The organism is Nocardia sp. NPDC050378 (genome assembly GCF_040655675.1).
Taxonomy (GTDB): Bacteria; Actinomycetota; Actinomycetes; order Mycobacteriales; family Mycobacteriaceae; genus Nocardia; species Nocardia coubleae.
Genome location: NZ_JBFAKI010000006.1, coordinates 125240 through 146978 on the forward strand (window position 1 = coordinate 125240; position 21739 = coordinate 146978).

General features: G+C 65.1%; 19 protein-coding genes. 9 read left to right on the top strand and 10 right to left on the bottom strand.

From position 1 onward, the window contains the following. Positions 1-98 precede the first annotated feature (98 nt). The 7 genes from AB0I35_RS15840 to AB0I35_RS15870 all read right to left on the bottom strand — a co-directional run bounded on the left by AB0I35_RS15840 (position 99) and on the right by AB0I35_RS15870 (position 6490). Positions 99-986, bottom strand: a complete 888-nt coding sequence (locus tag AB0I35_RS15840) for an intradiol ring-cleavage dioxygenase (RefSeq protein ID WP_357396671.1) — start codon at positions 984-986, stop codon at positions 99-101. Further along, positions 983-2035 (bottom strand): maleylacetate reductase, encoded by a 1053-nt coding sequence (locus AB0I35_RS15845; protein WP_357396673.1) that lies wholly within the window; start codon positions 2033-2035, stop codon positions 983-985. Before AB0I35_RS15845 ends, AB0I35_RS15840 begins: the two co-directional genes overlap by 4 nt. A 237-nt stretch (positions 2036-2272) precedes the next feature. Further along, positions 2273-3259 (bottom strand): AraC family transcriptional regulator, encoded by a 987-nt coding sequence (locus tag AB0I35_RS15850; RefSeq protein WP_357396674.1) that lies wholly within the window; start codon positions 3257-3259, stop codon positions 2273-2275. Between the two features lie 29 nt (positions 3260-3288). Next, positions 3289-3636: a ferredoxin family protein gene (locus tag AB0I35_RS15855; protein WP_357396675.1), complete on the bottom strand. Its 348-nt coding sequence runs from the start codon at positions 3634-3636 to the stop codon at positions 3289-3291. A 354-nt stretch (positions 3637-3990) separates the two neighbouring features. Then, a complete protein-coding gene (locus AB0I35_RS15860) occupies positions 3991-5001 on the bottom strand; it encodes an NAD(P)/FAD-dependent oxidoreductase (protein ID WP_357396676.1) in 1011 nt (336 codons plus the stop codon). After that, a complete protein-coding gene (locus AB0I35_RS15865) occupies positions 4998-5246 on the bottom strand; it encodes a ferredoxin (RefSeq protein WP_357396677.1) in 249 nt (82 codons plus the stop codon). The genes AB0I35_RS15860 and AB0I35_RS15865 overlap by 4 nt, the downstream gene beginning before the upstream one ends. Next, positions 5243-6490: a cytochrome P450 gene (locus AB0I35_RS15870; RefSeq protein WP_357396678.1), complete on the bottom strand. Its 1248-nt coding sequence runs from the start codon at positions 6488-6490 to the stop codon at positions 5243-5245. The genes AB0I35_RS15865 and AB0I35_RS15870 overlap by 4 nt, the downstream gene beginning before the upstream one ends. A gap of 322 nt (positions 6491-6812) precedes the next feature. On the opposite strand from AB0I35_RS15870, the gene AB0I35_RS15875 reads away from it, so the two are divergent. The 4 genes from AB0I35_RS15875 to AB0I35_RS15890 all read left to right on the top strand — a co-directional run bounded on the left by AB0I35_RS15875 (position 6813) and on the right by AB0I35_RS15890 (position 14322). Beyond that, positions 6813-9161 carry a LuxR C-terminal-related transcriptional regulator gene (locus AB0I35_RS15875; protein WP_357396680.1) on the top strand — a complete coding sequence of 783 codons (2349 nt, stop codon included), beginning with the start codon at positions 6813-6815 and terminating at the stop codon, positions 9159-9161. Between the two features lie 63 nt (positions 9162-9224). After that, a complete protein-coding gene (locus tag AB0I35_RS15880; RefSeq protein ID WP_357396681.1) occupies positions 9225-11648 on the top strand; it encodes a CoA transferase in 2424 nt (807 codons plus the stop codon). Positions 11649-11656: 8 nt separating this feature from the next. Next, positions 11657-12613 (top strand): alpha/beta hydrolase, encoded by a 957-nt coding sequence (locus tag AB0I35_RS15885; RefSeq protein ID WP_357396683.1) that lies wholly within the window; start codon positions 11657-11659, stop codon positions 12611-12613. A gap of 170 nt (positions 12614-12783) precedes the next feature. Beyond that, on the top strand, positions 12784-14322 hold the full coding sequence (locus AB0I35_RS15890) for an AMP-binding protein (RefSeq protein ID WP_357396684.1): 1539 nt from the start codon (positions 12784-12786) through the stop codon (positions 14320-14322). A 736-nt stretch (positions 14323-15058) separates the two neighbouring features. Here the strand turns inward: AB0I35_RS15890 and AB0I35_RS15895 are convergent. From AB0I35_RS15895 to AB0I35_RS15905, 3 genes are read right to left on the bottom strand one after another with little or no spacing between them, the layout of a single operon-like run. Further along, positions 15059-15322 (bottom strand): SDR family oxidoreductase, encoded by a 264-nt coding sequence (locus tag AB0I35_RS15895; RefSeq protein ID WP_357396686.1) that lies wholly within the window; start codon positions 15320-15322, stop codon positions 15059-15061. Continuing rightward, on the bottom strand, positions 15229-15672 hold the full coding sequence (locus AB0I35_RS15900) for a hypothetical protein (RefSeq protein ID WP_357396687.1): 444 nt from the start codon (positions 15670-15672) through the stop codon (positions 15229-15231). Before AB0I35_RS15900 ends, AB0I35_RS15895 begins: the two co-directional genes overlap by 94 nt. Beyond that, positions 15639-16322 (bottom strand): AMP-binding protein, encoded by a 684-nt coding sequence (locus AB0I35_RS15905; RefSeq protein ID WP_357396688.1) that lies wholly within the window; start codon positions 16320-16322, stop codon positions 15639-15641. Before AB0I35_RS15905 ends, AB0I35_RS15900 begins: the two co-directional genes overlap by 34 nt. A 119-nt stretch (positions 16323-16441) precedes the next feature. On the opposite strand from AB0I35_RS15905, the gene AB0I35_RS15910 reads away from it, so the two are divergent. The 5 genes from AB0I35_RS15910 to AB0I35_RS15930 all read left to right on the top strand — a co-directional run bounded on the left by AB0I35_RS15910 (position 16442) and on the right by AB0I35_RS15930 (position 21735). Further along, the gene (locus AB0I35_RS15910; RefSeq protein WP_357396689.1) at positions 16442-16924 is read left to right on the top strand and encodes an SRPBCC family protein; all 483 of its coding nucleotides are present in this window, start codon (positions 16442-16444) and stop codon (positions 16922-16924) included. Positions 16925-17201: 277 nt separating this feature from the next. Next, positions 17202-17804: a TetR family transcriptional regulator gene (locus AB0I35_RS15915; protein ID WP_357397008.1), complete on the top strand. Its 603-nt coding sequence runs from the start codon at positions 17202-17204 to the stop codon at positions 17802-17804. Positions 17805-18038: 234 nt separating this feature from the next. Beyond that, complete coding sequence (locus tag AB0I35_RS15920; RefSeq protein ID WP_357397009.1) at positions 18039-19493, top strand: hypothetical protein; 1455 nt, start codon at positions 18039-18041, stop codon at positions 19491-19493. Next, entirely contained in the window at positions 19490-20155 is a 666-nt protein-coding gene (locus AB0I35_RS15925; protein WP_357396690.1) for a DUF305 domain-containing protein, read from the top strand. The genes AB0I35_RS15920 and AB0I35_RS15925 overlap by 4 nt, the downstream gene beginning before the upstream one ends. Continuing rightward, positions 20146-21735 carry a GMC oxidoreductase gene (locus AB0I35_RS15930; protein ID WP_357396691.1) on the top strand — a complete coding sequence of 530 codons (1590 nt, stop codon included), beginning with the start codon at positions 20146-20148 and terminating at the stop codon, positions 21733-21735. Before AB0I35_RS15925 ends, AB0I35_RS15930 begins: the two co-directional genes overlap by 10 nt. The last annotated feature ends 4 nt before the right edge of the window (positions 21736-21739 follow it).

A 21739-nucleotide genomic window follows, 5' to 3' on the forward strand; every position in this document is an offset into this window, starting at 1 on the left:
CCTCGATGCCAGGCCTCCATGCGCCGCTACCGCCCGGCCGCGTCCGCGGCGGCAGGTGCCGGCGCCGGATTTCCGGGGTGCCTAGTGAACCAGCCGCCTCATTCGCGCTGCGGGGCCAAGATGATGTCGAAGTGCACCCGGGACCAGCTCCGGTCGCCGAGTTCTCGTCCATCCGGTGTCGGTGTGCCGGCCTCGACAGGCACGAAGTCCTTGACCAACGATTCGCGAACCCCGAACACAGTGTCGGAGGCCAGTAGCGGATCGCCGACCGGGAAGATGTGGGTCACGAGGCGACGGTATCCGGGGGCCGTCACCATGAAATGCAGGTGCGAAGCACGCATGGGTTGTCGGCCGGTCGCCTCGAGCATCCGCCCAACCGGGCCGTCATGCGGGATCGGGTAGGGCACCGGCGTGATTCCCCAGAATGCGTATCGGCCATCGGAATCACTGAAGAGGTGCGCCCGGGCCGAAGGCCGGCCGTCGCTGTACTGCACGTCGTAGAGCCCGTCCTCGTCCGCCTCCCACACCTCGATTCGAGCGGCCGGGATCGGCGTTCCGTCCGTGCCTGTGACAGTGCCTTCGACCCAGCATGGCTGTCCCGCGGCTCCGAACGCGATGTCGCCGCCGAACTCGACTTCGGGGCTGTTTTCCAGGAAGAACGGGCCGAAGACCGTCGCTTCCGTGGCATCGCCGGAGGCTTCGTTGTTGATGGTGATGGTCTGCATCGAGGCACCAAGGGTGTCGGACAACAGGATGAACTCCTGCCTCTTGTCATCGGTTGTGTGCCCGACGGCGGTGAGGAAGGCGATTGCTTCGGTCCATTCCGCTTCGGTCAGTCGAACCTCCGTGAGGAACGCATGCAGATGCCGGACGGTGGCCTGCATCAACTGTTTGAGCCGGGGTTCCTGACAATTGTCGAACGAGCGGACAACTCGATCGATTAGCTCCTGTTCGCGTTTTCGCTGCTCGGCTGAGATGTCGTTCACGGGAGGGTTCCTTCCCAGGCTGCGCGAAGTAGGACGCCGATGTTCTCGGCGGTGGCAGGAGTGGGGTTTGACGGCGGCACGACTGGAAGAATGGCGCCGACCGCGTCGAGGAGGTCCTCCTCGGCCAAGCCGTACTCGCGCAGACACCTGGGAGCGTCCAGTGCGTCACGAAGAGCTTCCAAGCCGTCGAGCGCCGAGCCCGAATCGAATGCTCCCGCGAGCCGAACCTGTGCTTCCAGGGCATTCGGCGCGTTGAAAGCAAGGACATAGGGCAGTACCACCGCGTGCGTCTGGGCGTGAGGAAGGTTGTAGCGTCCTCCCAGGACATGACAGATCTTGTGGTGCAGACCCGAGCCTGCCGACGCGAACGCCACCGCGGCGAGATACGCGCCGTAGAGGGTTTGCTCGCGTCCCTGCAGATCAGCGGGATCGTGGGTGACTCGACGCAGCCCTGAGGCGAGCGCGCGGGCGCCCTCGGTCGCCATCGCTGCGTTGATCGGATCCGCGCGCGGTGCCCACAGGGAATCGACGCAGTGCGCCATCGCGTTCAGGCCTGAAGCGACGGTCATTTCCTTCGGAAGTCCGAGGGTCAAGGTGGCGTCGTACACGATCGACCGCGGCAGCACCCTCGGGTCACTGCCGGTGGTCTTGACCTGTCCTTCGGTGAGACCCCAGACATCTGTTGCCTCGCTACCTGCATACGTCGTCGGCACGGCAACAACCGGCAGGTCGGTGGTCAAGGCGATGGCCTTGGCCAAGCCGGTGGTGGAGCCGCCGCCGACAGAGACAACGGCGTCTACTCGGTGTGCCGCGGCCGCTGCCCGTGCCCGCTCGGCGGTCTCGACAGGGACGTGCATCACGACCTCGTCGTGTGCGAGTGCTACTGGGATCGCGGCAGTGACGCGCTCCGCCAACGCGGCTTCAGCGGGTGCCGCGAGAACCATGACACGGCCGGCGCCGAGTCGCTGGACCTCTGCCTCGACCCCTGCCGCCGCCTGACCAGATGCGAAGATGACCCGCTGGGGGAGGGTGTCATGGGTGAAGTGCATATGCGCGACCTTTCGAGATCCATTTGAGTGAGAGAAGATGCGCGAGATCGGTTGCCACGAGCGTCGCGGTCACGGAATCAACCCCCCGAAGGACTGCGGGCTCCTTGCGCTCGAACAGCCGTGACGCTACGTGGCCGCGAGGCTGGTGGACATCTCGAATTCGCCGGGATCTATCCACTTTCCGCACTTCTGCCCGAGTGCCGGTGTCAAGAGTGCCGTGCCCAGCGAGCGGGCCGTTTACCGGCGGCCGGACCTCAGCGTCTCCGCGGGGAGTTCCCCGAACGCCTCGCGATAGCACCTAGCGAATCGGCCGAGGTGCTGGAATCCCCATCGGTGCGCGATCCGTCTGACCGTGCAGTTCGAGGAAGCTGCCACCTGGAGTTCTCGGTGGGCATGAGCCAAACGAGTGCGGCGCAGATACGTCATCGGTGTCGTATCCAGGTGCGTCCGGAATCCCTGCTCCAAGGATCGCACGCTCGTGTGGACCCTGTTTGCTAGCTCGCCGACGGTATTGATCGACATGGGATCCGCATCCATCAGCTCCTGAGCTGCTCGGACGGCTCCCAACGGCACAGCCTTCCGTGGTTTATGAATCATCTCGGAATAATTGTTGGGTTGAGAAAGCAATAGGGACGTGGTCACGAAATCGGCCAGCAGTTCGGCCCCGCGGTCGTCGTGTGCAAGCGCGCTAGGGTTCTGCAGTTCAGCTTCGAGGAGCTGGAGTGCTCGTCGGAAGGAGGCGGTCTGGGCATTCTCCAGATCACAGCCGGCCTCGAATCGGATCGGCTCTCGAATCGGGTGCCCGATCAGCTGGACGAGCCCTCGCTCGAGATGATCGTCCTCGATACGCAGGGAAACGAGTTCCGAGGCGGGACTCCAATCTTCGAAGAAGGTCGCCTCGTGGGGGTACAGGACGGCGCCGCGCTGGCCGGTGACCTGCTGATTCGTTCGGGTTGCCGCGACTCGGACTCCGCCGGTAGGCGCGAAGCAGACGACGTAGCACGACGGCGGAAGGGCCGTGACCCGCACATCGGTGCCGAACTGTATGTGTCCGTAAGTGATCCCCGGCAGCCGCAACACGTGCAGACGAAGATCGAAGTCCCCGGCGGTGCCGAACACATCGAGCTTCGATGGCGCATACGCCTGCGTGATGGCTTGCAGGGCTGCCTCGGGATGAGCGATCGACATCTTCTCGACAAGGCCGTGCGAAATGTCGCTCGGCATCTCGCATACCGTCTGGACGCCGCCCACTGTCAGGACACCACCTTAGGATGACCCGCCACCAGAGGCGTGTCCGCGCCGATGTCGCCGACCTTCGCCGAGCCGCCTATACTGCCGAGCGGTTCTTCACGGCCTGAAAGGATCGAGTCGAAGAAAAGATCAGAATCGTCCGCGAAGGCGCGTTGCTCTTCTGTGACCGCTCGAGACGCCGGAAAAATGGCGTCGACCGGGCAGACATCGGCGCATGCCGAGCAGTCGATGCACTCCACGGGGTTGATGTAGTTCTTGCGGAGCCCGGTGTAGATGCAGTCCATCGGACATATGTCCATACAGGATTTGTCCAGGACGTCAATGCAGGGCTCCCCGATGATGAAGGTCATGAGATCTACTTTTCTTACGTGCGCGTCAAGCCAAATCGAATGGAAGAATGACATTGAATATCTCGGCCTAGTTTGTAGGGCTCCTTCCTGTAGGGAAATTACGCTTCGGTGCATCGCCGCAAGGCCCCGCCAGCGGACGGCGGTTGAGTAAGCGTTTCCGTCGGTGACTGGAGTTGATCGCCGCTCGAATTCAGCGAGTGAGTTCAACTTACGTTCGCGAGGCGGGGCGTTCTTGCGCCGATTGCACAAGGTATGACTCACATCACATAGATCGATGAGAGTTCTGCGCAAGCACTCCGCCGCGGGCCCGGGGACCGCCGCGTGCGCATACCGCCGGCCCTGCGGTCCCGGAAGTCACGGGATCACCGCGCTCTCCGGACTGTGCGCCGCGTCGCGGTCCGTCGAATGGCCGGGGAAGAGGGGCTGGTCCGGGTCGATCTCCACGGCAGCGTTGCCGATCGCTGTTGCCACCTCTCCGAAGCCCACGGAGAGCAGCCGGACCTTCCCCTCGTAGTCGCTGACATCACCTGCCGCGTAGATGCGGGGAAGGTTCGTTCTCATGCGCTGATCGACTAGTACGGACCTACCCCTGAATTCCATTCCCCACTGTCGGATCGGACCGAGTTCACTGATGAAGCCGAGGGCCGCGATTACGGCATCCACCTCGAGGGACTGGATCAGTCCGTCGTCACTGCGCAGCGTGACCGCGTGGATCTTGTCGTCTCCATGTAGTTCGTCGACCTCGGTGCAAGTCAGCACCTTCACCCCGCTGTCGGCGAGGGCAGTCACGTTCGCGGCATGAGCCCGGAACCGTGCTCGCCGGTGGACCAGCACGACGCTGTCCGCAACCGGCACCAGTGCATGTGCCCAATCCACCGCGCTGTCTCCGCCACCGACGATCAGCACGCGCTGGCCCCGGTGCGTCGCCGGATCGGGCACGAAGTAGTGGACTCCATTTCCCTGCCAGCTCATCGCCGCGGTCAGAGGACGCGGAACGAAGGATCCGACCCCAACGGTCAATACGACAGCACGGGTTCGAACAGTGGTTCCGTCCGACAGCTCGACCACCGGATGATCGGGGTCGATGCGATCCAGGTCGACCGCCGTTCGGCCCAGTAGGAACTCGGGGTCGTAAGTTTTCGCCTGTCGCAGCAGTGCGGCTACCAGGTTGCGACCGCGTTCGCCGGGGACAGCGGCGATGTCCGAGATCTCCTTCTCCGGGTAGAGCGCCGTGATCTGGCCACCAGCCTCTTCGAGAGCGTCGACCACCACGGTCCGCAGGCCGCGGAATCCCGCACAATAGGCGCCATAGAGTCCGACGGGCCCGGCCCCGACGATAAGAACGTCCGTTTCGATGCGATTCATGTGCCCTGTGCCTCCCCGCCCGATGACTGGCGTAATTCGACGTCGATGGCCGCGGTCGGACACTCCTCCGACGCCTCGAGCACGCCGTCGACCAGTTCGCGGTCTGGCGTGGCGTCGAGCAGCGTCACCCAGCCTTCGTTGTCCGCGCCGAAGACGGCAGGCGCGGCGCGGCGGCAGATTCCGCTTCCCATGCAACGCTCCGGATGCACCGTCACGGTCACATCGGGGTCGACAGTCGGCGTCACAGCCGCACCGGCCTTTTCTCCCAACCACGCGAAATGATGTTGGCGGTCCGTCGGACGGGCTCTGCGGTCCCTCGGTCGATGTCCGGGAATTTCTGTAGCAACTTGGCGAAGACGACTTCGCCTTCGAGCCGCGCCAGCGGAGCACCCACGCAGAAGTGGATACCGTGACTGAAGGCGAGGTGCCGATTGTTCTTCCGCTCGATATCGAAGTCGAGCGGATTGTCGAATGCGCGCGGATCGCGATTCGCAGCGGGAAGCAGGGAATAGACCGGCGTCCCCGCGGCGATGGCGGTTCCCGATATCGCGGTGTCCTTGACAGCTTTCCTGAAATCGAGATGGAAAGGCGGGTCATACCGGAGCATCTCCTCGACCGCTGATTTCATCAGCGACGGATCGGCGATGAGCCGGCGTTTGACCTGCGGATAGTCCAGAAGAATCGTGATCCCGTTGCCCAGCAGATTCGATGTGGTTTCGTTCCCTGCTGCCAACAGGACGACCAGCTGGGCAAGCGCTTCGGTGGTGTCGAGCGGATCCCCATCGCGTGTCGGCGTATTCACCACCGTGGAGATCAGGTCGTCCTGCGGGTCTGCCTTGCGTTGCTCCGCAATCGCGGACATATAGTCGACGAGCTCCATGCTTGTAGCAATGGCCTCGTCTCTATCCGGGCCCTGTACCGCGGGGTTGTTGGCCCGAACCAGCGCCTCGGACCATCCCCGGAAGCGCACATGATCTTCCTCGGGTACACCGAGCACAGTGGCGATGACCTCGACTGGCACGATGCCGGCGAGTTCCTCCATGAAATCCACCTCGTCACCCGCCGAGAACCCAGCGAGCAACTCGTCCGTGATGCGTTCCACCACGGGCCGCCATCCCGCGATCGCCCCCGGGGTGAACGCGCTGCGGAAGATCGAACGGATGACGGGATGGCGGGGCGGATCGACGAAGAAAAGGAACTTGGATTGGATATCGGCGAATCGCCGCTGGCGCAGGTCGTCAGGGTTGTGGATTCCCGCCCCGGTGACCTCGAGCATGTCGTTCGAGAAGGATTCCGGGTCGGAGAGCATCGCCCGACTGTCTTCGGCCCTGGTCAGAAACCATCCATTGAGAAGTTCGGACCAGTGGACTCCGTTGCCCAGCTCGCGCAGCTGCTCGTAGAGCGGAAAGGGATTTTGAACGCCACCGGCGATGACGGCATTCAAAATCTCATTGGACGTTGTCGGTGTGACAGACACCAATTGATTCACCTCGATACCTTCGTACGTGTCGGGATAGTCGACTAGCGGTGACCGGAGGCCCTATTCGGCTGGCCTCACCGGCGTGGCCGCAACACCGTGGTCGCGGCGGCCACCCCCGGCCGCGGAAGTCGGTCGGTTCCGGGCGAACAGTCGAGGCAGGTCGCTTGCTCGATTCCGCCGTGCGAACCGGATTCCGGGATGTCCGGCAGGCATCACTGTGGCACAGGCCACTGCCGCCCGGCACCGGGAAGACCGAGGGGTGACTACCTGGATTCGGTCTGTCTTCGGTCGAGGCGCGACCGAAGCTCGCTCAGCGGTCTAGAATCCTCCGATGAGCGCGAGCGCTTCCATCCCGATGAACAATGTGCCCGCGGAAGCCACGCGCTTTGTCGGTCGACGGCGAGAACTGTCAGATGTCAAGCGTCTGTTCACCCACACCAGGTTGGTGACGCTGACGGGTGTGGGCGGGGTCGGCAAGTCGCGCATCGCAATTCGCCTCGCCCACGCGATGAGCCGAGAACTGCGAGACGGCGCCTGCTTCGTCTCACTGGCGGAACTCGGTGACGAGGACCTGCTCGGGCACGCTGTCGCGGAGACGCTGGGCCTGCGTGAGCATTCGCAGCGCACGGCACTCGATACGGTCGCCGCCCATCTCGCCGACAAGCAACTGGTGCTCGTCTTGGACAACTGCGAACACCTGCTCGAAGCGTGCGCCGGACTCGCCAGCTCGTTGCTGGCGGCCTGCCCCCGCTTGTGGATCCTGGCCACGAGCAGGGAACCTCTCATGATCGCCGGTGAGAGCACTTTGTCTGTTCCACCGATGTCCACCCCCGGAACCGACGCCGTGACCCTGTCCGAGTTGCCGCAGTACGACGCGGTGAATCTCTTCTTGGACAGAGCTACCTCAGCGGTGCCAGACTTCCGTCTCACTGAGGACAACTACGTCATGGTTGCCTCGCTCTGCCACACGCTCGACGGCTTACCGTTGGCTCTGGAACTGGCCGCGGTGCGGCTCCGTGCGCTCTCCCTGGATCAGATCCTGACCCGTCTGACCGACAGGTACAGCTTGCTCACCGCCGGTAGCCGCAACGCACCTGCTCGCCAGCAGACACTTCGGGCACTGATCACCTGGAGCTACGACCTCTGCTCTCATGACGAGCAGCTCCTCTGGACCCGGCTGTCGGTGTTCTCGGGCGGCATCGAACTCGATGCCGCAGAAAGCATTTGCTCGGATGAACGGTTGCCGGCCTCTGTGATCTTCGGGCTGCTCGCCTCGCTTGTCGATAAGTCGATCCTGATCAGGGATGAGCAAGTCGGTCATGTTCGCTACCGTCTGCTCGAAACCATCCGGCAGTACGGTGCCGAGCAGTTGACCGATGCCGGAGAGTGGTCTGCCTGGCAGACACGACACCGTGATTTCTATGCTGAGACGATCTCGAAGATCTTCGCCAACTGGGTGGGGGAGGGGCAAGCCGACAGCGTGGGGCGATTGCGCAGAGACCACGCCAACATCCGCGTGGCACTGGAATTCTGCAGCTCCGATCCGAGTCAGGCCGGCGTGGGCCTGAGCATGGCGAGTTCTCTGTACCTCTACTGGATCACCCGCGGCCTCGTGAGCGAGGGACGCCACTGGTTCGAACAGCTACTCGAAAGATACGAGGGGAGCGATGAGCAGAAGACCAGAGGCCTCTATGTCGCCTCCAGTCTCGCTGCCATGCAGGGCTCGTCCACAACCGCTTCGGAGCTACTCGACCTGGCCGACACGATTGCGCGGAGCACGGATGACAAAGCCGGACTTGCCTATATCGCCCAGGCGAGGGCCTTTGCCGCGCTCGTCGTCGACGATCTGGCCACGTCGGTCGACCTCTTCCGTGAGTCGCTCCGGTACTTCGAACATGCTCATGACGACCGCGGGAGGTACCTCTCTCTGGTCCTGCTCGGGCTGACACTGGCATTCATCGGAGACCACGACGGAGTCGACAGCGTTTTCGAGGAGTGCCGAGCTCGCCCGACAGGCGAGGAATGGCATTGGTCGTACTGCCTGTGTGCCGTCGGTTTCGACGCATGGCAACGCGGCGACAACGAACGAGCTGCCGACCATTTCCGCAAGAGTCTGCAAATCAAGCGGACCTTCGATGACCGGTTGGGTCTGGCTGAGTGTATCGAGGGCCTGGCCTGCGTCGAGTCCGCCGCCAAACGGTACGAGCGGGCCGCGACGCTCGTCGGCGCGGCGGAGTCCATCTGGAGTAGGCTGGGAATTTCGCTGACGAATATCCCCGCTCTGGCGCGCTACCGGGATCAGTGTGTGCGCGCCGCGCGCCATATTGGGGAGCGGCCGTATCGGTCCGCGTTTCAGCGGGGCCTGCGTATGCCGCTCGATGAGGCGATCGGCTATGCGCTGGGTGAGCAATCCGCCGCTCCCGTCGGCGAGGGGCCCGAGCTGCGGCTGACCCCGCGCGAGAAGGAAATTGCTCTTCTTGTGGGCCGCGGCCTCAGTAATCGCGATATCGCCGGACGTCTTTCCGTGTCCAGGAGAACGGTCGAGGGACACGTTGAGCACGTGTTGGCCAAACTAGGCTTCACTTCCCGTACACAGATCGCAGCATGGGTTGCTCGGTACCGGCCCGGGAGTGACTCGGCCTCGAGTTCGCTGTACGAGAGCGGCTACGTCGGAAACTGACGTCGCAACTGCGGCGGAGAAGCTCCTGGGGTCCACAGCGGCGTCCTGGGCAGCAGTACATGCGTGCAGAATCGCAGCTCACGGAGCGGAACGCCGATACGCGACAACTGGATATCGCGGCGCGATTTCAGGACACGCAGCCAGTTCCGGCGCATCTTAGGCTGGCCGTCGGCGTCGGATGCGATGCCTGTATCCACCCGCTGCAGAAGGAGGGCGACGATGCCCGCGGTGCTCGATGGTATTCGCGTCATCGACTTCGGCCATTTCGTTGCCGGACCTCTGGTCGGCGAGATTCTGGCTCAGAACGGCGCGGACGTCGTGCATATCGACCCGCCAGGCGGCCCGCGGCTCGCTGGCCTCCCCGACGCATTCCTCAACAGAGGAAAACGGCGGGCGGTGTTGGATCTCGGTCGTGATGACGACCGGGTGACCGCCCGGGAGTTGTGCATGCGATCCGACGTTGTCATCGAGAACTTCCGTCCCGGAGTGATGGACAGGTTCGGTCTCGGCGCAGCCGAAATGACCGCCGCCCATCCTGGGCTCATCTACTGCTCCCTTCCAGGATTCGCGGCCACCGATCCTCGTTCGCCCACACCGGGTTGGGAGGGTGTCGTCATGAGCGCGACGGCGGGCTATCGCCGTCTCCGTGATCATTGGGACTGGAAGGCGCGAGCGGCGGCCACTATCGACGACCCGAGCCGCCCTGTTTTCACCGGCCTTCCGATTTCCTCGACAACCGCTGCTCTACTTGCCACTCTCAAGATCGCAAGCGCGCTCTACCGTCGCGAACGGACCGGCGGCGGTGCACGTCTGGAGGTACCACTCGCCGAGGCGATGCTCGAAGTGGTCGGGTTTCATCTCGAGATGCCGGACTTCGTCAGCCCCCGTGAGGATTTGCCGAAGGCCTTCCTCGGCTCGTACCGCTGCTCCGACGGCCAGTTCGTCGACCAGGTCTCCTACCCGCGTTTCGTTCAGCAGCTGCTGACAGCGGCAGGCGAATGGGACTCCTGGTGTGCCGCCGGGCTCGGTGACATGCCGAAGGTTTTCACCGATCCAGTGCTCAAGAGGGTGGCGGAGCGCAAATTTGTCGAGTTGATCGGGACCAGGCCTGCGGCGCACTGGGAGCGGATCTTCCAGGAGATCGGCAGTTCGGCGGTCCAGGTCCGCACGGCGGCGGACTGGCTGGCTAACGAGCACGCGCGAGAGTCCAGAACTGTTGTCCAGCTCGACGATCCGGAATTCGGCCCTCTTGCGATGGCCGGAGTCGCCATCGATTTCAGCGAGACTCCGGCGACAATGACACCCAGGTCGCTGCCCGGGACCGACCATGACTCTGTGCATGGTGTGCTCGAAGAGCCCGCCCGCGACGGCACGGTGATCGCCTGCGCCGAGGAGGAGCTTCCGTTGACCGGTGTCTCCGTGCTCGAGCTTTCGCAGGTCGTCGCCGGGCCGGTCTCCGGCCGTCTACTCGCCGACCTCGGTGCCGAGGTCGTCAAGGTGGCGAATCCCGCGCCGGACGGCAACAACGGCTTCCACGGGTCCTACACCAACCGAGGCAAACAGACGGCGTTCCTGAACCTGCAGGATCCCGACGAGTTCGCGCTGGTGCGCGCAGCTGCGGACCACTGTGACGTTCTGCTGCAGAATTACGCGTACGGCGCCATCGAGCGATACGGCCTCGGGTACGGCGACCTACGGGACGCCCGTCCGGACCTCGTCTACGTCTCGATGAGCGCCTATGGGCGCACCGGGCCGTGGCGGCACCGACGCGGTCATGAGAACCAAGCCGTTGCCGTCACCGGTCTCTCCTTGCGCTACGGCGGCGAGCAGGGATGGCCGATGTACCAGCCGTACCTGATTTCCGACGTCGGCACCGGCATTATGGGCGCGCTTGCCGCCGTGCTCGGCCTGTTCCACCGTGCCAGGACCGGCCGGGGCCAGGAAATCGGCACGTCACTGACGAATGTCGCCACCCTGCATCAAGCCATCTACCTCTTCGACGTCGAGAACCCGAAGGCCCGGCTGCCGGAGCCGACCGGCGTGGACGCCGTCGGCTGGAGCCCCACACAGCGTCTCTACCAGGCTTCCGACGGTTGGCTCTTCCTCGCCGCCCCCGGCCAGGCAGGCGCTCTGCGTCGCACGCTCGGGTTGGCACCTGACGGCTCGCCGACGGCTTTGGCGGATGAGATCGCGACCGTCCTTCGGCAGCACGATCGCGCGCACTGGACGGCCCTCCTCGGTGCGGAGGGAATCGCGGCCCAGCCGGTGCGCGAACTGGACGACGTCGCGAACGACCCGTGCTGGCACAGCCGGCATGTGCTGCGCCACGCGCTCAACGGCGAAGGCCAGGTGTCGCCGGTCCTGGGATTCGGCGCATCACCGTGGCCGATCCCCGAGCGCGCAATCGAGCACCCGGGACCACTCGGAGCAGACACCGCCAGCTTTCGTAACCAATTCCGGCACGTGTCACCCCTCGGAAAGCAGTAGGAGAAGCCATGCCCAGTCCACAGTCCGCAGCCATCAAGGCGAAGTACGAGGAGATCGGAGCAATCCTCGCGGCGGCGGGTGACATAGATATGACGCTTCGTCGTTCGCTGCTGGATCAGGTACACCTGTTGGCAGCCGAGCCTGCCGGTGTCACCTACGACGAGGTGAACGCCGGTGGGCGGCCCGCCATCGTCTGCGAGCCCACCGACGCCGACGAGGACGGGGTCGTCCTCTACTTCCACGGCGGCGGCTTCGTGGTCCAGAGCCCGTTCAGCCACCGCAAGTTGGCCGGCCACCTCGCCAAGGCAGCCGGGCACAAGGTGCTCGTCCTCGACTACCGGCGTGCTCCGGAGGTCTCCTATCCCGCTCCGATCGATGACGCCGAGGCTGCCTACAGATGGCTTCTTGATCAGGGATTCGCTGCTGCGAAGATCGCCTTTGCCGGTGACTCGGCGGGCGCGTGCCTGGCCTTGTCCACCGTAGTTCGCCTGCGTGACAGCGGGGTCGAAGTCCCTGCCGCGGTGGTGGCGTTCTCGCCCTGGCTCGACCTCGAATCCTTGCCCGGCACCCTCGACACCAACGCCCGTTTCGACGCCCTCGCGCAGCGTCCGCTGTGCGAGGAGATGGCAGCGGCGTACATCCAGGACACCGGCGCCGCAGCCGACGGGCGCGCCAATCCGCTGCACGCCGACCTCACCGGCTTCCCGCCGATCTACATGACCGCGAGCGACATCGAATGTCTCTACGACAACGGCGAGCGGTTTGCTGAACGTGCTCGCGCCGTCGGCATCGATGTGACCTTCGTCGTCGAGCCCGGGCAGCAGCACGTCTACCAGTTCATGGCCGGGCGCGCGCCGGAGGCCGATCGTTCGATCAGCGACGCCGGAGCGTGGGTCGCAACCCGGCTTGGGGCAACAACGTCGTCAGGTCGGCGGCTGACTTCGGCCGCCACCGACACGAGGTAGTCGGTGCAGAGAGCAGCCCCTGGCGAGCAGATGCGATGGCCATCAGGTGGTGCGGAGATCAGACCTGGCCCGCAGGACGCAGCCGATCGAGTACTCGTCCATGCCCGATACCACCACCGACGCTGCTCGGTCCCCGTCATTGCCCCAGACTCAGCCCGGAAGTGAGAAAAATGATGCTGACCGGACCAGCCCAGATTCTTCCCCACGCTGTTATCCGCTTCGCAGACAAGATAGCCCTCGTGACGGCAGATCGGACGATGACATACGCCGAACTCGACATCGCGAGCGACCGGATAGCCGGGGCACTGCGCGCTCGAGGTATCACGGAGGGCCAGACGGTCTCTCTGTATTCGCAGAATCGTTGGGAGTGGCTGGTGACCTACCACGGGGTGCTCAAGGCCGGTGCCGTGGTCAATCCCGTGAACGTGATGCTGACGACAGACGAGGTGGCCTATGTTCTGCAGGACTGCCGCTCGGCAGCGGTGTTCGTCGGCGAAGAGCAGGCAGGCAAGCTCGTCGAGGCGGTATCCCGAATACCGCAGTCCTGCGCGGTCATCGTGTTCGGGCCCCGCGAGATTCCCGGCACAACGGCCTTCCAGGCGTTGATATCCACACCCACCGAATTCGCCGCGGAGCCGCCGAAACTCGACGACACTTCGACAATCGGCTACACCTCGGGTACCACCGGTCATCCCAAGGGTGCTGTTCAGAGCAATCGCGCCGTTATCCAGAACTTCGGGCTGACTGCCACTATGCACGGACGGACGCCACGGGACGTGATCGTCACCGCTTTGCCTGCGGCGCATGTCTACGGCAATGTCGCGATCAACTCCACGTGGCTCGTGGGCGGCACAGTTGTACTGATGGAACGCTTCAGCCCGGAGGGAGCCCTTGCCATGATCGGCCGACACCGGGCGACCATGTTCGAGGGCGTACCGGCAATGTACGCCGCCATGCTTGCTGATCCGTCGATCGTCGACGCGGATCTGTCGACGTTGACACGGTCGACAGTTGGTGGTCAGACCATGCCGGAGTCCACGATCGAACGTTGGGAGGCGGCCTCGGGTGCCCCGCTCATCGAGCTGTGGGGCATGACCGAGATCTCCGGCCTGGGCACGACCCACCCCTTGTACGCGCAGGGACCGAAAGGCTCCATCGGAGTTCCGTTGCCGGGCGTCGAGGTACGTCTTGCCGACCTACACGACCCCACGCGTGAAGCGGCCAGGGGTGAGGCCGGTGAATTGCTGATCCGGGGGCCGATCGTGATGAAGGGCTACTTCAACAACGATGCCGCCACCATCGACGTACTCGATGATGACGGATGGTTGAGGACCGGTGACGTCGCGCGGCGAGATGACGGCGGCTTCTTGTTCGTCATCGACCGCCTGAAGGACTTGATCATCACCGGCGGCTACAACATCTACCCCGCCGAGATCGAGCGGGTCCTGAGCGCGCACCCCGATATCGCGATGGTGGCGGTGGGCGCGGTGCCGGATTCGGTCAAGGGCGAGCTCGCCTGCGCATACATCGTCCGCACGAGCGGATCACAGATAACCGAAGCCGACATCATCGAGTTCTCCGCTCAGCATTTGGCTGCTTACAAGCGACCGCGGATGGTCCAGTTCGTCGCCGATCTGCCGAAGACATCGAGCGGCAAGATCATGCGGCGTGAGTTGATCAAGTCCTACCGTCCGGCGGCCACGGGATAAGGCCGCCGACACCGGACCTGCGGACCAAAGCGGGTCGCAGGTCGTCGGTGGAAACGTCGCGCTGGCGGGGGACTGGAACGTCGAGCTCGCCGATCCCGAGTCGCCCCCGAAGGATCTGGTGATCGAAACGACCGCCGCAGAGGTGAGCACATGGATGTCAGCGTGCACGCCGCGCTGCGCGGGCTTCCGTGCCGGGCGCTGAGGGCGCCACTCCCGTACGGGCCACCCGAGGTTGCTCTTCCTCGGATCGCACGCGCCAGTCACCGTAGATCCAGGACCAGGTCAGTCGTTGTCGAAGGAAGCAGCCGATTTCAGCGGCGGTCCACACGACCGCGAAGCCATCGGCCAACGCCGGGTGCGGGTCCTCGATCAGCCGAATGGTGCAGCTGTCCAGGCGCCGGCTCGCGGAAGAGTCGCGACTTCGGAACCCACAGGTGATCTCGACAGGAGGACCGTAAGTCACGGCTTCCGACGTTGCAGCCGATGCGGGCGGATGAACCGTTCGCCGCCTTCGGGTGGGCGCGGCAATGTATGGCGCGAAGGATGGTGCCGTCGCGCATCGTGGCCTCGACGTCGAATTCAATCTCCATGCCGGACATCGTTGTCTCTCTTTCATTTTCGGATAGCGCACGGGAGCTCAGTGATCGCCTGGTCCGTGCAAGAGTGGGGGTGTGTGCGCAGAACCGCGGTCTTCGCGATGATTCGGACCTGTGAGGTGCTTCGGGCGGTGCCGGGCTCAGCGAATGGACGAGCCGATGCCGAGTCCGCCGTCGACGTCGAGGACGACCCCGCTGACATAGCCTGCGGCGGGCGAACAGAGGTAGGCGGCGGCTTCGGCGATGTCGGACGGTGTGCCGGTGCGGCGCTGTGGAACTTTGGCTATGAGCTTCTCGCGGGCGGGGGCGTTCATCGAGGCGAGCATCGGGGTATCGATGAGTCCCGGGGCGATGGCGTTGGCGGTGATGCCCTGGCGAGCTGTTTCGAGGGCAAGGGTGACCACGTCTGCAGCTCGCTCACGAGTTCATCGGATTTGTTGGTGTCGTGGGCAAGGACGATGAAAGCTTCCACCACCTCGCCGCGAACCTCGTCGGGCGCGGCGACGACAGCGCATTCGTTGACTACCGGGTGGCGGAGCAGGGTCGATTCGATATCGAATGGGCCGATCCGATAGCCGGCCATGATGATCACATCGTCGTCGCGGGAGGAGAATCGGATGGTGCCATCGCCGTCGATCGAGGCCAGATCACCGGTCAGGAAGTAGGCGCCGTTCGCCCGGTAGCGATCGATCCCAGCACCACCGACATAGCGGTGGAACGTCATGAATGGGCTCTTGGCGACGACGACGGCCAAGCGCCCAGGCTCTCCGGGAGGGCGGGTTCGTCGCGGTCCTCGTCGAGCACGGTCATTGTCCAGCCCGGTAGTGCGGGTCCCATAGCCCCGTCCCGCACCGGCTGTTCCAGCTGCGGATGGTGCGGGAAGCCGATAGGCATACCGAGTTCGGTCTGGCCGTAGTGATCGTGCACTCGCAACCCAAGTGCGCGTGTGGCCCACTCGTTCACTTCCGGGGTCAGCGGCTCCCCGGCGCTGGACAACCGTTGCAGTACGAGTCCTTCAGGGACCTTTGCCGTGGAGGCCCGCAAGCCGCGGAAGACCGTTGGGGCGGCGGCGAAGTCGGTCACCTCGAGTTCGTGCAGGAGGGCCCAGGTGGCCTCCGGCGAGAAGCCCCCGCGCAGCAGGATGGTCGGCACGCCGGCGGCGAGCGGCGCCACGATCGCGGTGTAGAGGCCATAGGCCCAACCAGGATCCGCACCACACCAGAACGTATTTTCCGGCCCTACTCCGAGCCCGTACTCGAGGTAACTCTGCCAGCCAGCGGCATAGCGAACCGGGTGCACGACTCCCTTGGGTTTGCCGGTTGTGCCCGAGGTGAACATGTGCACCAGCGGCGCGTCGCCCCCTACCGGGACTGACGTGATCCCTTCCGGGCGTGCTGCGGCCATCTGGGCACGCAGCCCGTCGGAGGCATCGGTACCGGTTCACCGATCAGCATGGATCTCGCGCTTGACTGTGGAACTCGGTCTACACCTTAGTCTCGGTCGGCCGACCGTGAAGGAGCCCGATGCACCTGCTGGCCGATTCCGAAACAACCCTGCCGTGTTCGATCATGGCCGTCTTCACCTACGTCGCCGACCTGGAGAACTTCGCGCGCTGGTTCCCCGGGGTCGAGGCGGTCACCGCCGCCGACGAGCTGCCTCCCGGGGTAGTGGGAAAGCACTATCTCGAGCGGGGCACCCTGCCGACAGGTCGCACAGTGGCGATCTCGCTGCGCGTACTCGAGGCGTGCCCGCCGGTGCGACTGGTCACCGAAAGGGACCTCGCGCTGCTTCTTCCGTGCATGGAACTCGACCTCGAAGGAGTCGACGCCGAAAACTGCGTGATCCGCTGGCGGATGTACAGCCGCCAGCGCAACCGGCTGCTGCGGTGGACGCTGTTGCCCATGGCCGCCCGGACCATCCGTCGGCGGGCGCAGGCCGGCCTGCGCAACCTCACGCTGCTGTTCGGTGCCGACCGAATCGAGCCTGGGCTCGGTCGTTCCCTGTGAGTCCACGCCTCGTGCGAGAGATCATCGCAGCCCCCAACTTTCATCGCTCGCGCCAACGAAGTCACCGTCCCCGGTGTGCTCTGGACGAGCGGTGGATGCGCGGCGGTTGCGCCTATGTGCGCAATTGTGGCCGCACCGTGTGAAGGGATTGCCGCAATCAGACGGGAGGGATCGCAGGAAGCGGTGGGTGTCGGTCGGTCGGCGAGGTTAACGTAACGGAGTGGGACGGGCACCTGACGCGGATTCTTCGACGGAGATCATCAATGTCGTGATCGACATGCTGATGTCGGACGGCTATGACGCGTTGCAGGTGAAAGAAGTGGCGCGACGGGCGCGGGTTTCACTGGCTACGGTGTACAAGAAATTCGCCACCCGTGACGAGTTGATCGTCGCGGCAGTCGCGCGGTGGATGGATGTCAATAGCTACGCGGAACTCGACCGGCCGCGGCCCGACGAGCCCATGCCGGACGCGCTGATGCGGGTGCTGCGCCACGTGTTCGAGCCGTGGGAGCGCAACCCCCGTATGCTCGAGGCCTACCATCACGCACGCCGAAGCGCGACTGGGCGGAAGCTGGACGCGCAGGGTGTGGATGCGGTGTGGCCGTTCGCCGAGGCGTTGTTCGCCGGGATGGACCGGGAGTACGTCGAGGACATCGCGCTGGTTCTCACGAACATGATCTATGCCTTGACCGGTCGATTTGTCGACAAGGACATCGCGGTCACCGATATTCTGCCGATCCTGGAGCGGGCGATCCACCGGCTGACTCTGCACGGTGATCCCAGGCGCCCCGATGTCGGCGCGGCGTGGCGCGGCACCGATCCGATGCCGACAGTCGATCCGTCGTTTGCCGGACCGTACGGTCCCGGCCGTCACGCCTAGATCATTTTCGGAAGCTCGCGATAACCGGCTTCTCCTCTGCAGGCATCAGTCTTTTCGATTTCGCTCGATTCCGTTCCGGCTTCCGGCTGCGGGTGCTACCGTCGTCGAACAGTAACATGGTTACTCTACGAGAAAGGCGCCCTCACCTGGGCGGCGACGGAGCACATGATGACTTTTTCCACCCGTGCGCACTGGCGCGCCGGGCTGATACTCACCGCCGCGCTGGTGGTGTCGATGGGCGCGGTGAGCGCCAACTCCCAACCGGCCGCCGGGCGTGTCGACTGCCTGCCGGGGTCGATGCCCGAATCCGGCCTGCAGGGCGACGTTCCCGCCGCCGATCGTGACAGCGGACGTTCCCGCGACGGATACCGGTGCAATATGCGGCTGCTCGGCGCGGCGGGCGGACGCGGCGGTGGCATCACCTCCATCACCTTCGACCACTGCGCCTACGTCGGTACCTTCTTCCCCGGTGACCTGCTCGGCCCCGACGCGGGCGTCCACGTCCTCGACGTGCGCGACCCTTCCGCACCCGTGCACACCGCCACGCTCACCGAGCCGGCGATGCTGGCGGGCACGTGGGAAAGCTTGAAGGTCAACAAGAACCGCAAACTACTGGTCGGCGCGGGTGTGCCCGCGCTCACCGGAGTCGGCCTGCTGTCGATCTACGACATCAGTGATTGCGCGCACCCGCGCCTGCTCAATCCGGGCACCGGGACCGATCTCGCGCTGCCGCTGCCGATCACCGCCCACGAGGGTGGTTTCTCGCCGGACGGCCGCACCTACTGGAGTTCGGGTACAGCACCCGGCTTGCTCAGCGCCGTCGACCTGATCGACCCAGCGAATCCCCGAGTGGTGTGGCAGGGGATGCCCGGCCTGTCCATGCACGGGTTAGGTGTTTCCCCGGACGGCAATCGCCTTTACCTGGCGAACAACCTCGGCGGCATGAAGGTGCTCGACATCAGCGCGGTGCAGCGCCGCGACCCGTCTCCCCACGTGGTCGAACTTGCCGACCTGACCTGGTCGGACGGGTGGGCCACCCAGCACACAGTTCCGGTGACCTACGGGGGCGTGCCCTATGTGTTCGCCGTCGACGAGGCGGGTTCCGGCGGAGTGAAACTGATCGACGTCTCCGACGACCGTCATCCGCGGATCACCGGTTCGATCGAACTCGAGATCAACCTGCCCGAGAACCAGGACTCGATGCTCGCCTCGGCCGCTGGTGGATCCCTGTTCTCCTACGACGCGCACTACTGCGCCGCCGACCGGCCCGCCGACCCGACCGCACTCGCCTGCGGCTGGACCTCGTCGGGGATTCGCGTGTTCGATGTGCGCGATCCCGAAAACGTCCGGGAGATCGGCTATTTCAACCCGCCCGCCCGCACCGGCAAGAACACCCAACTCACGAATTCCCCCCACGCGCTCGCCTCGATCATCGGCGTGCCGGTGCTCGCGGCGCCCGCGGTGGCCCAATCGGTCCTGCGCGGCGTGTTCGACCCCGCCCAGGCGCTCAGCGCGCGCACCGGCACCGTGGCTTTCGGTGACCTGTCGACCGACTGGTGCTTCTCGCCACCGGAATGGCGCGGCAACCAACTCTGGACCACCTGCGCCGACAACGGATTCCTGGCACTCGAGCTGTCACCCGAGGTTTACACCCCGCCGCCGGACCAGGACTCGACAACCGGATCATGAGCTGGCACAACGCTTTCCGCTACGCCGGTTTCGGCGCCCTCGCGCTGCTGCTGCTCGCCATGGGGGCAGCGCTGCGTCCCGCGCTGCCAGACGACACGAGCTCGCCGAGGGTCCTCACCGAGACCGAGATCGGTTTCATCCAGGACATGCTCGCCCACCACACGCAGGCGGTGATTCTCACCCAGCGACTCGATGCCGGTGCCGACCCCTTCGTGGTCGGGCTCGCCCGGCAGATCGCCGACACTCAACGCACCGAGATGGGCATGTTCCTCGGCTGGCTCCGGCTGGTCGGCGCACCGGTCACCAACGACCGGCCGATGACGTGGATGTCGAATGACCATCACGGGCAACGGCATTCGACCGAGCAGTCGGTGCCGGTGATGCCAGGTACGGCATCCGCCGCCGAACTGGACGAGCTGAGCGCCGCGCGTGGCACCGAGGCCGAGATCGTCTTCCTGCGGTTGATGCGCCGTCATCACGCGGGCGGCATCGACATGGCCGCGGCGGTGGACGCCGTACTCAGCGGCGGCGAGGTCGAACGCTCGGCGCGTGAGATGGTGCGCACCCAGGGCCAGGAACTCGGGCTGGTTTCCCTACTGCTGGAACGGCGCGGGATCGACCCGTGCCACGACGACACGATGAAGGTTTCGACATGCCGATGATGACCCGCCGCGCCCTCCTCGGCGGTGCCGCAGGTGCCGGATTGCTCCTCGCTTCGGCGCGTGGCGCCGCCGACGCCGGGATCGCCGCACGTACCGGCGGTATCCCACTCACCAGGGAAGAGCGTCGGGCGGTGGTGATCGGCTCGGGATTCGGCGGCGGTGTCGCCGCGCTGCGCTTGGCACAGGCAGGCGTTCCGGTCTTGTTGCTCGAGCGCGGCAGGCGCTGGGCCACCGGCCCGAACTCGGAGACCTTCCCCCGGGCCACCCAACCGGACAAGCGGCTGCTGTGGCACCGATCCAGCCCCACACTGTTCGGCACCCCCTTGCTGTTCGAGCCCTACGCCGGACTGGTCGAAGCGGTCTCCGGCACCGGAATGACCGCCCTGTGCGCGGCCGGACTCGGTGGTGGCTCGTTGGTCTACCAGGGCATGTCGCTGCAGCCGACTCGCGAGGTGTTCGAGGCGCACTTCCCGGCCGGAATCGACTGGGAGCGCATGGATCAGGTGTTCTACCCGCGAGTCGCGCGCATGCTCGGGCTGGCGACCGCGCCGGACGAACTGATCGACAGCGCACCGTATGCCGCCGCGCGGATCTTCGCGGAGCGAGTTCGCGGTGCCGGGCTGCCGCTGTCGAAGATTCCCATGCCGATCGACTGGAACTACGCGCTGGCCGAACTGCGCGGCGAGATGAAACCGTCCTACACCAACGGGGACGGGGCGATGGGGGTGAACAACGGCGGGAAGAACTCCGTCGATGTCACCTACATCGCGGCCGCCGAGGCGACGGGGAAGGTGGAGGTGCAGACCTTGCACGAGGTCACCGATATCGAGCGGGCTCCCGACGGCCGCTGGGTGGTGCGGGTCGACCGTATCGACACCGGTGGTGTCGTGCTGGAGAACAAGATCATCACCACCCGCACGCTCGTGCTGGCTGCGGGCAGCCTGAACACCACTCGCATGCTGGTGCGGGCAGGCGCCAAGGGCGCCATCCCCGACCTGCCGGACGACCTGGGCAAGGGCTGGGGCACCAATGCCGACCGCATCTACGTGTGGCGCGATCCCTCGGCGGGTTTCGGTGCCGCACAAGGTGGTCCGGTCGTGTTCGGCAGCAAGAACTGGGACGACCCGCAGGCGGCGTTCACCTTCATCCAAGCCTCGATTCCCCCGCTGTCGCTGGACGCGGGCAGCACCATGCTCGTCGGGTACGGCGTGAGCGACGGGCGCGGTGACTTCGTCTACGACGCCGCGTCCGACGACGCGCGACTGCGCTGGCCCTACGAGGGTGATCGAGGCATTCAGGCACACATCGATGCCGCGATCCGTCGCGTCGCGGGTCCGAGCGCGCAGGTGATCGACACGAATGCGATCTTCCCCTCCACCTGGCATCCGCTGGGTGGGGCGAATATGGGCAGTGTGTGCGATCTGGACGGTCGCGTGCTCGGACAGCGTGGGCTCTACGTGCTCGACGGAGCCCTGATGCCCGGCAATACCGCCGCGTGCAATCCGTCCATGACCATTGCCGCGATGGCCGAGCGTGCGCTGGATGCCTTGGTGCGCACCGATGTGGGCGTCCTGATCTGAGGTG

What these genes read in the sequence shown, in the direction of transcription:
- AB0I35_RS15845 (WP_357396673.1), bottom strand. Translation starts at nt 2,035, where the DNA reads ATGCACTTCACCCATGACACCCTCCCCCAGCGGGTCATCTTCGCATCT.
- AB0I35_RS15850 (WP_357396674.1), bottom strand. Translation starts at nt 3,259, where the DNA reads ATGCCGAGCGACATTTCGCACGGCCTTGTCGAGAAGATGTCGATCGCT.
- AB0I35_RS15855 (WP_357396675.1), bottom strand. Translation starts at nt 3,636, where the DNA reads ATGACCTTCATCATCGGGGAGCCCTGCATTGACGTCCTGGACAAATCC.
- AB0I35_RS15860 (WP_357396676.1), bottom strand. Translation starts at nt 5,001, where the DNA reads ATGAATCGCATCGAAACGGACGTTCTTATCGTCGGGGCCGGGCCCGTC.
- AB0I35_RS15875 (WP_357396680.1), top strand. Translation starts at nt 6,813, where the DNA reads ATGAGCGCGAGCGCTTCCATCCCGATGAACAATGTGCCCGCGGAAGCC.
- AB0I35_RS15885 (WP_357396683.1), top strand. Translation starts at nt 11,657, where the DNA reads ATGCCCAGTCCACAGTCCGCAGCCATCAAGGCGAAGTACGAGGAGATC.
- AB0I35_RS15890 (WP_357396684.1), top strand. Translation starts at nt 12,784, where the DNA reads ATGATGCTGACCGGACCAGCCCAGATTCTTCCCCACGCTGTTATCCGC.
- AB0I35_RS15905 (WP_357396688.1), bottom strand. Translation starts at nt 16,322, where the DNA reads ATGGCCGCAGCACGCCCGGAAGGGATCACGTCAGTCCCGGTAGGGGGC.
- AB0I35_RS15910 (WP_357396689.1), top strand. Translation starts at nt 16,442, where the DNA reads ATGCACCTGCTGGCCGATTCCGAAACAACCCTGCCGTGTTCGATCATG.
- AB0I35_RS15915 (WP_357397008.1), top strand. Translation starts at nt 17,202, where the DNA reads ATGCTGATGTCGGACGGCTATGACGCGTTGCAGGTGAAAGAAGTGGCG.
- AB0I35_RS15920 (WP_357397009.1), top strand. Translation starts at nt 18,039, where the DNA reads ATGGGCGCGGTGAGCGCCAACTCCCAACCGGCCGCCGGGCGTGTCGAC.
- AB0I35_RS15925 (WP_357396690.1), top strand. Translation starts at nt 19,490, where the DNA reads ATGAGCTGGCACAACGCTTTCCGCTACGCCGGTTTCGGCGCCCTCGCG.
- AB0I35_RS15930 (WP_357396691.1), top strand. Translation starts at nt 20,146, where the DNA reads ATGCCGATGATGACCCGCCGCGCCCTCCTCGGCGGTGCCGCAGGTGCC.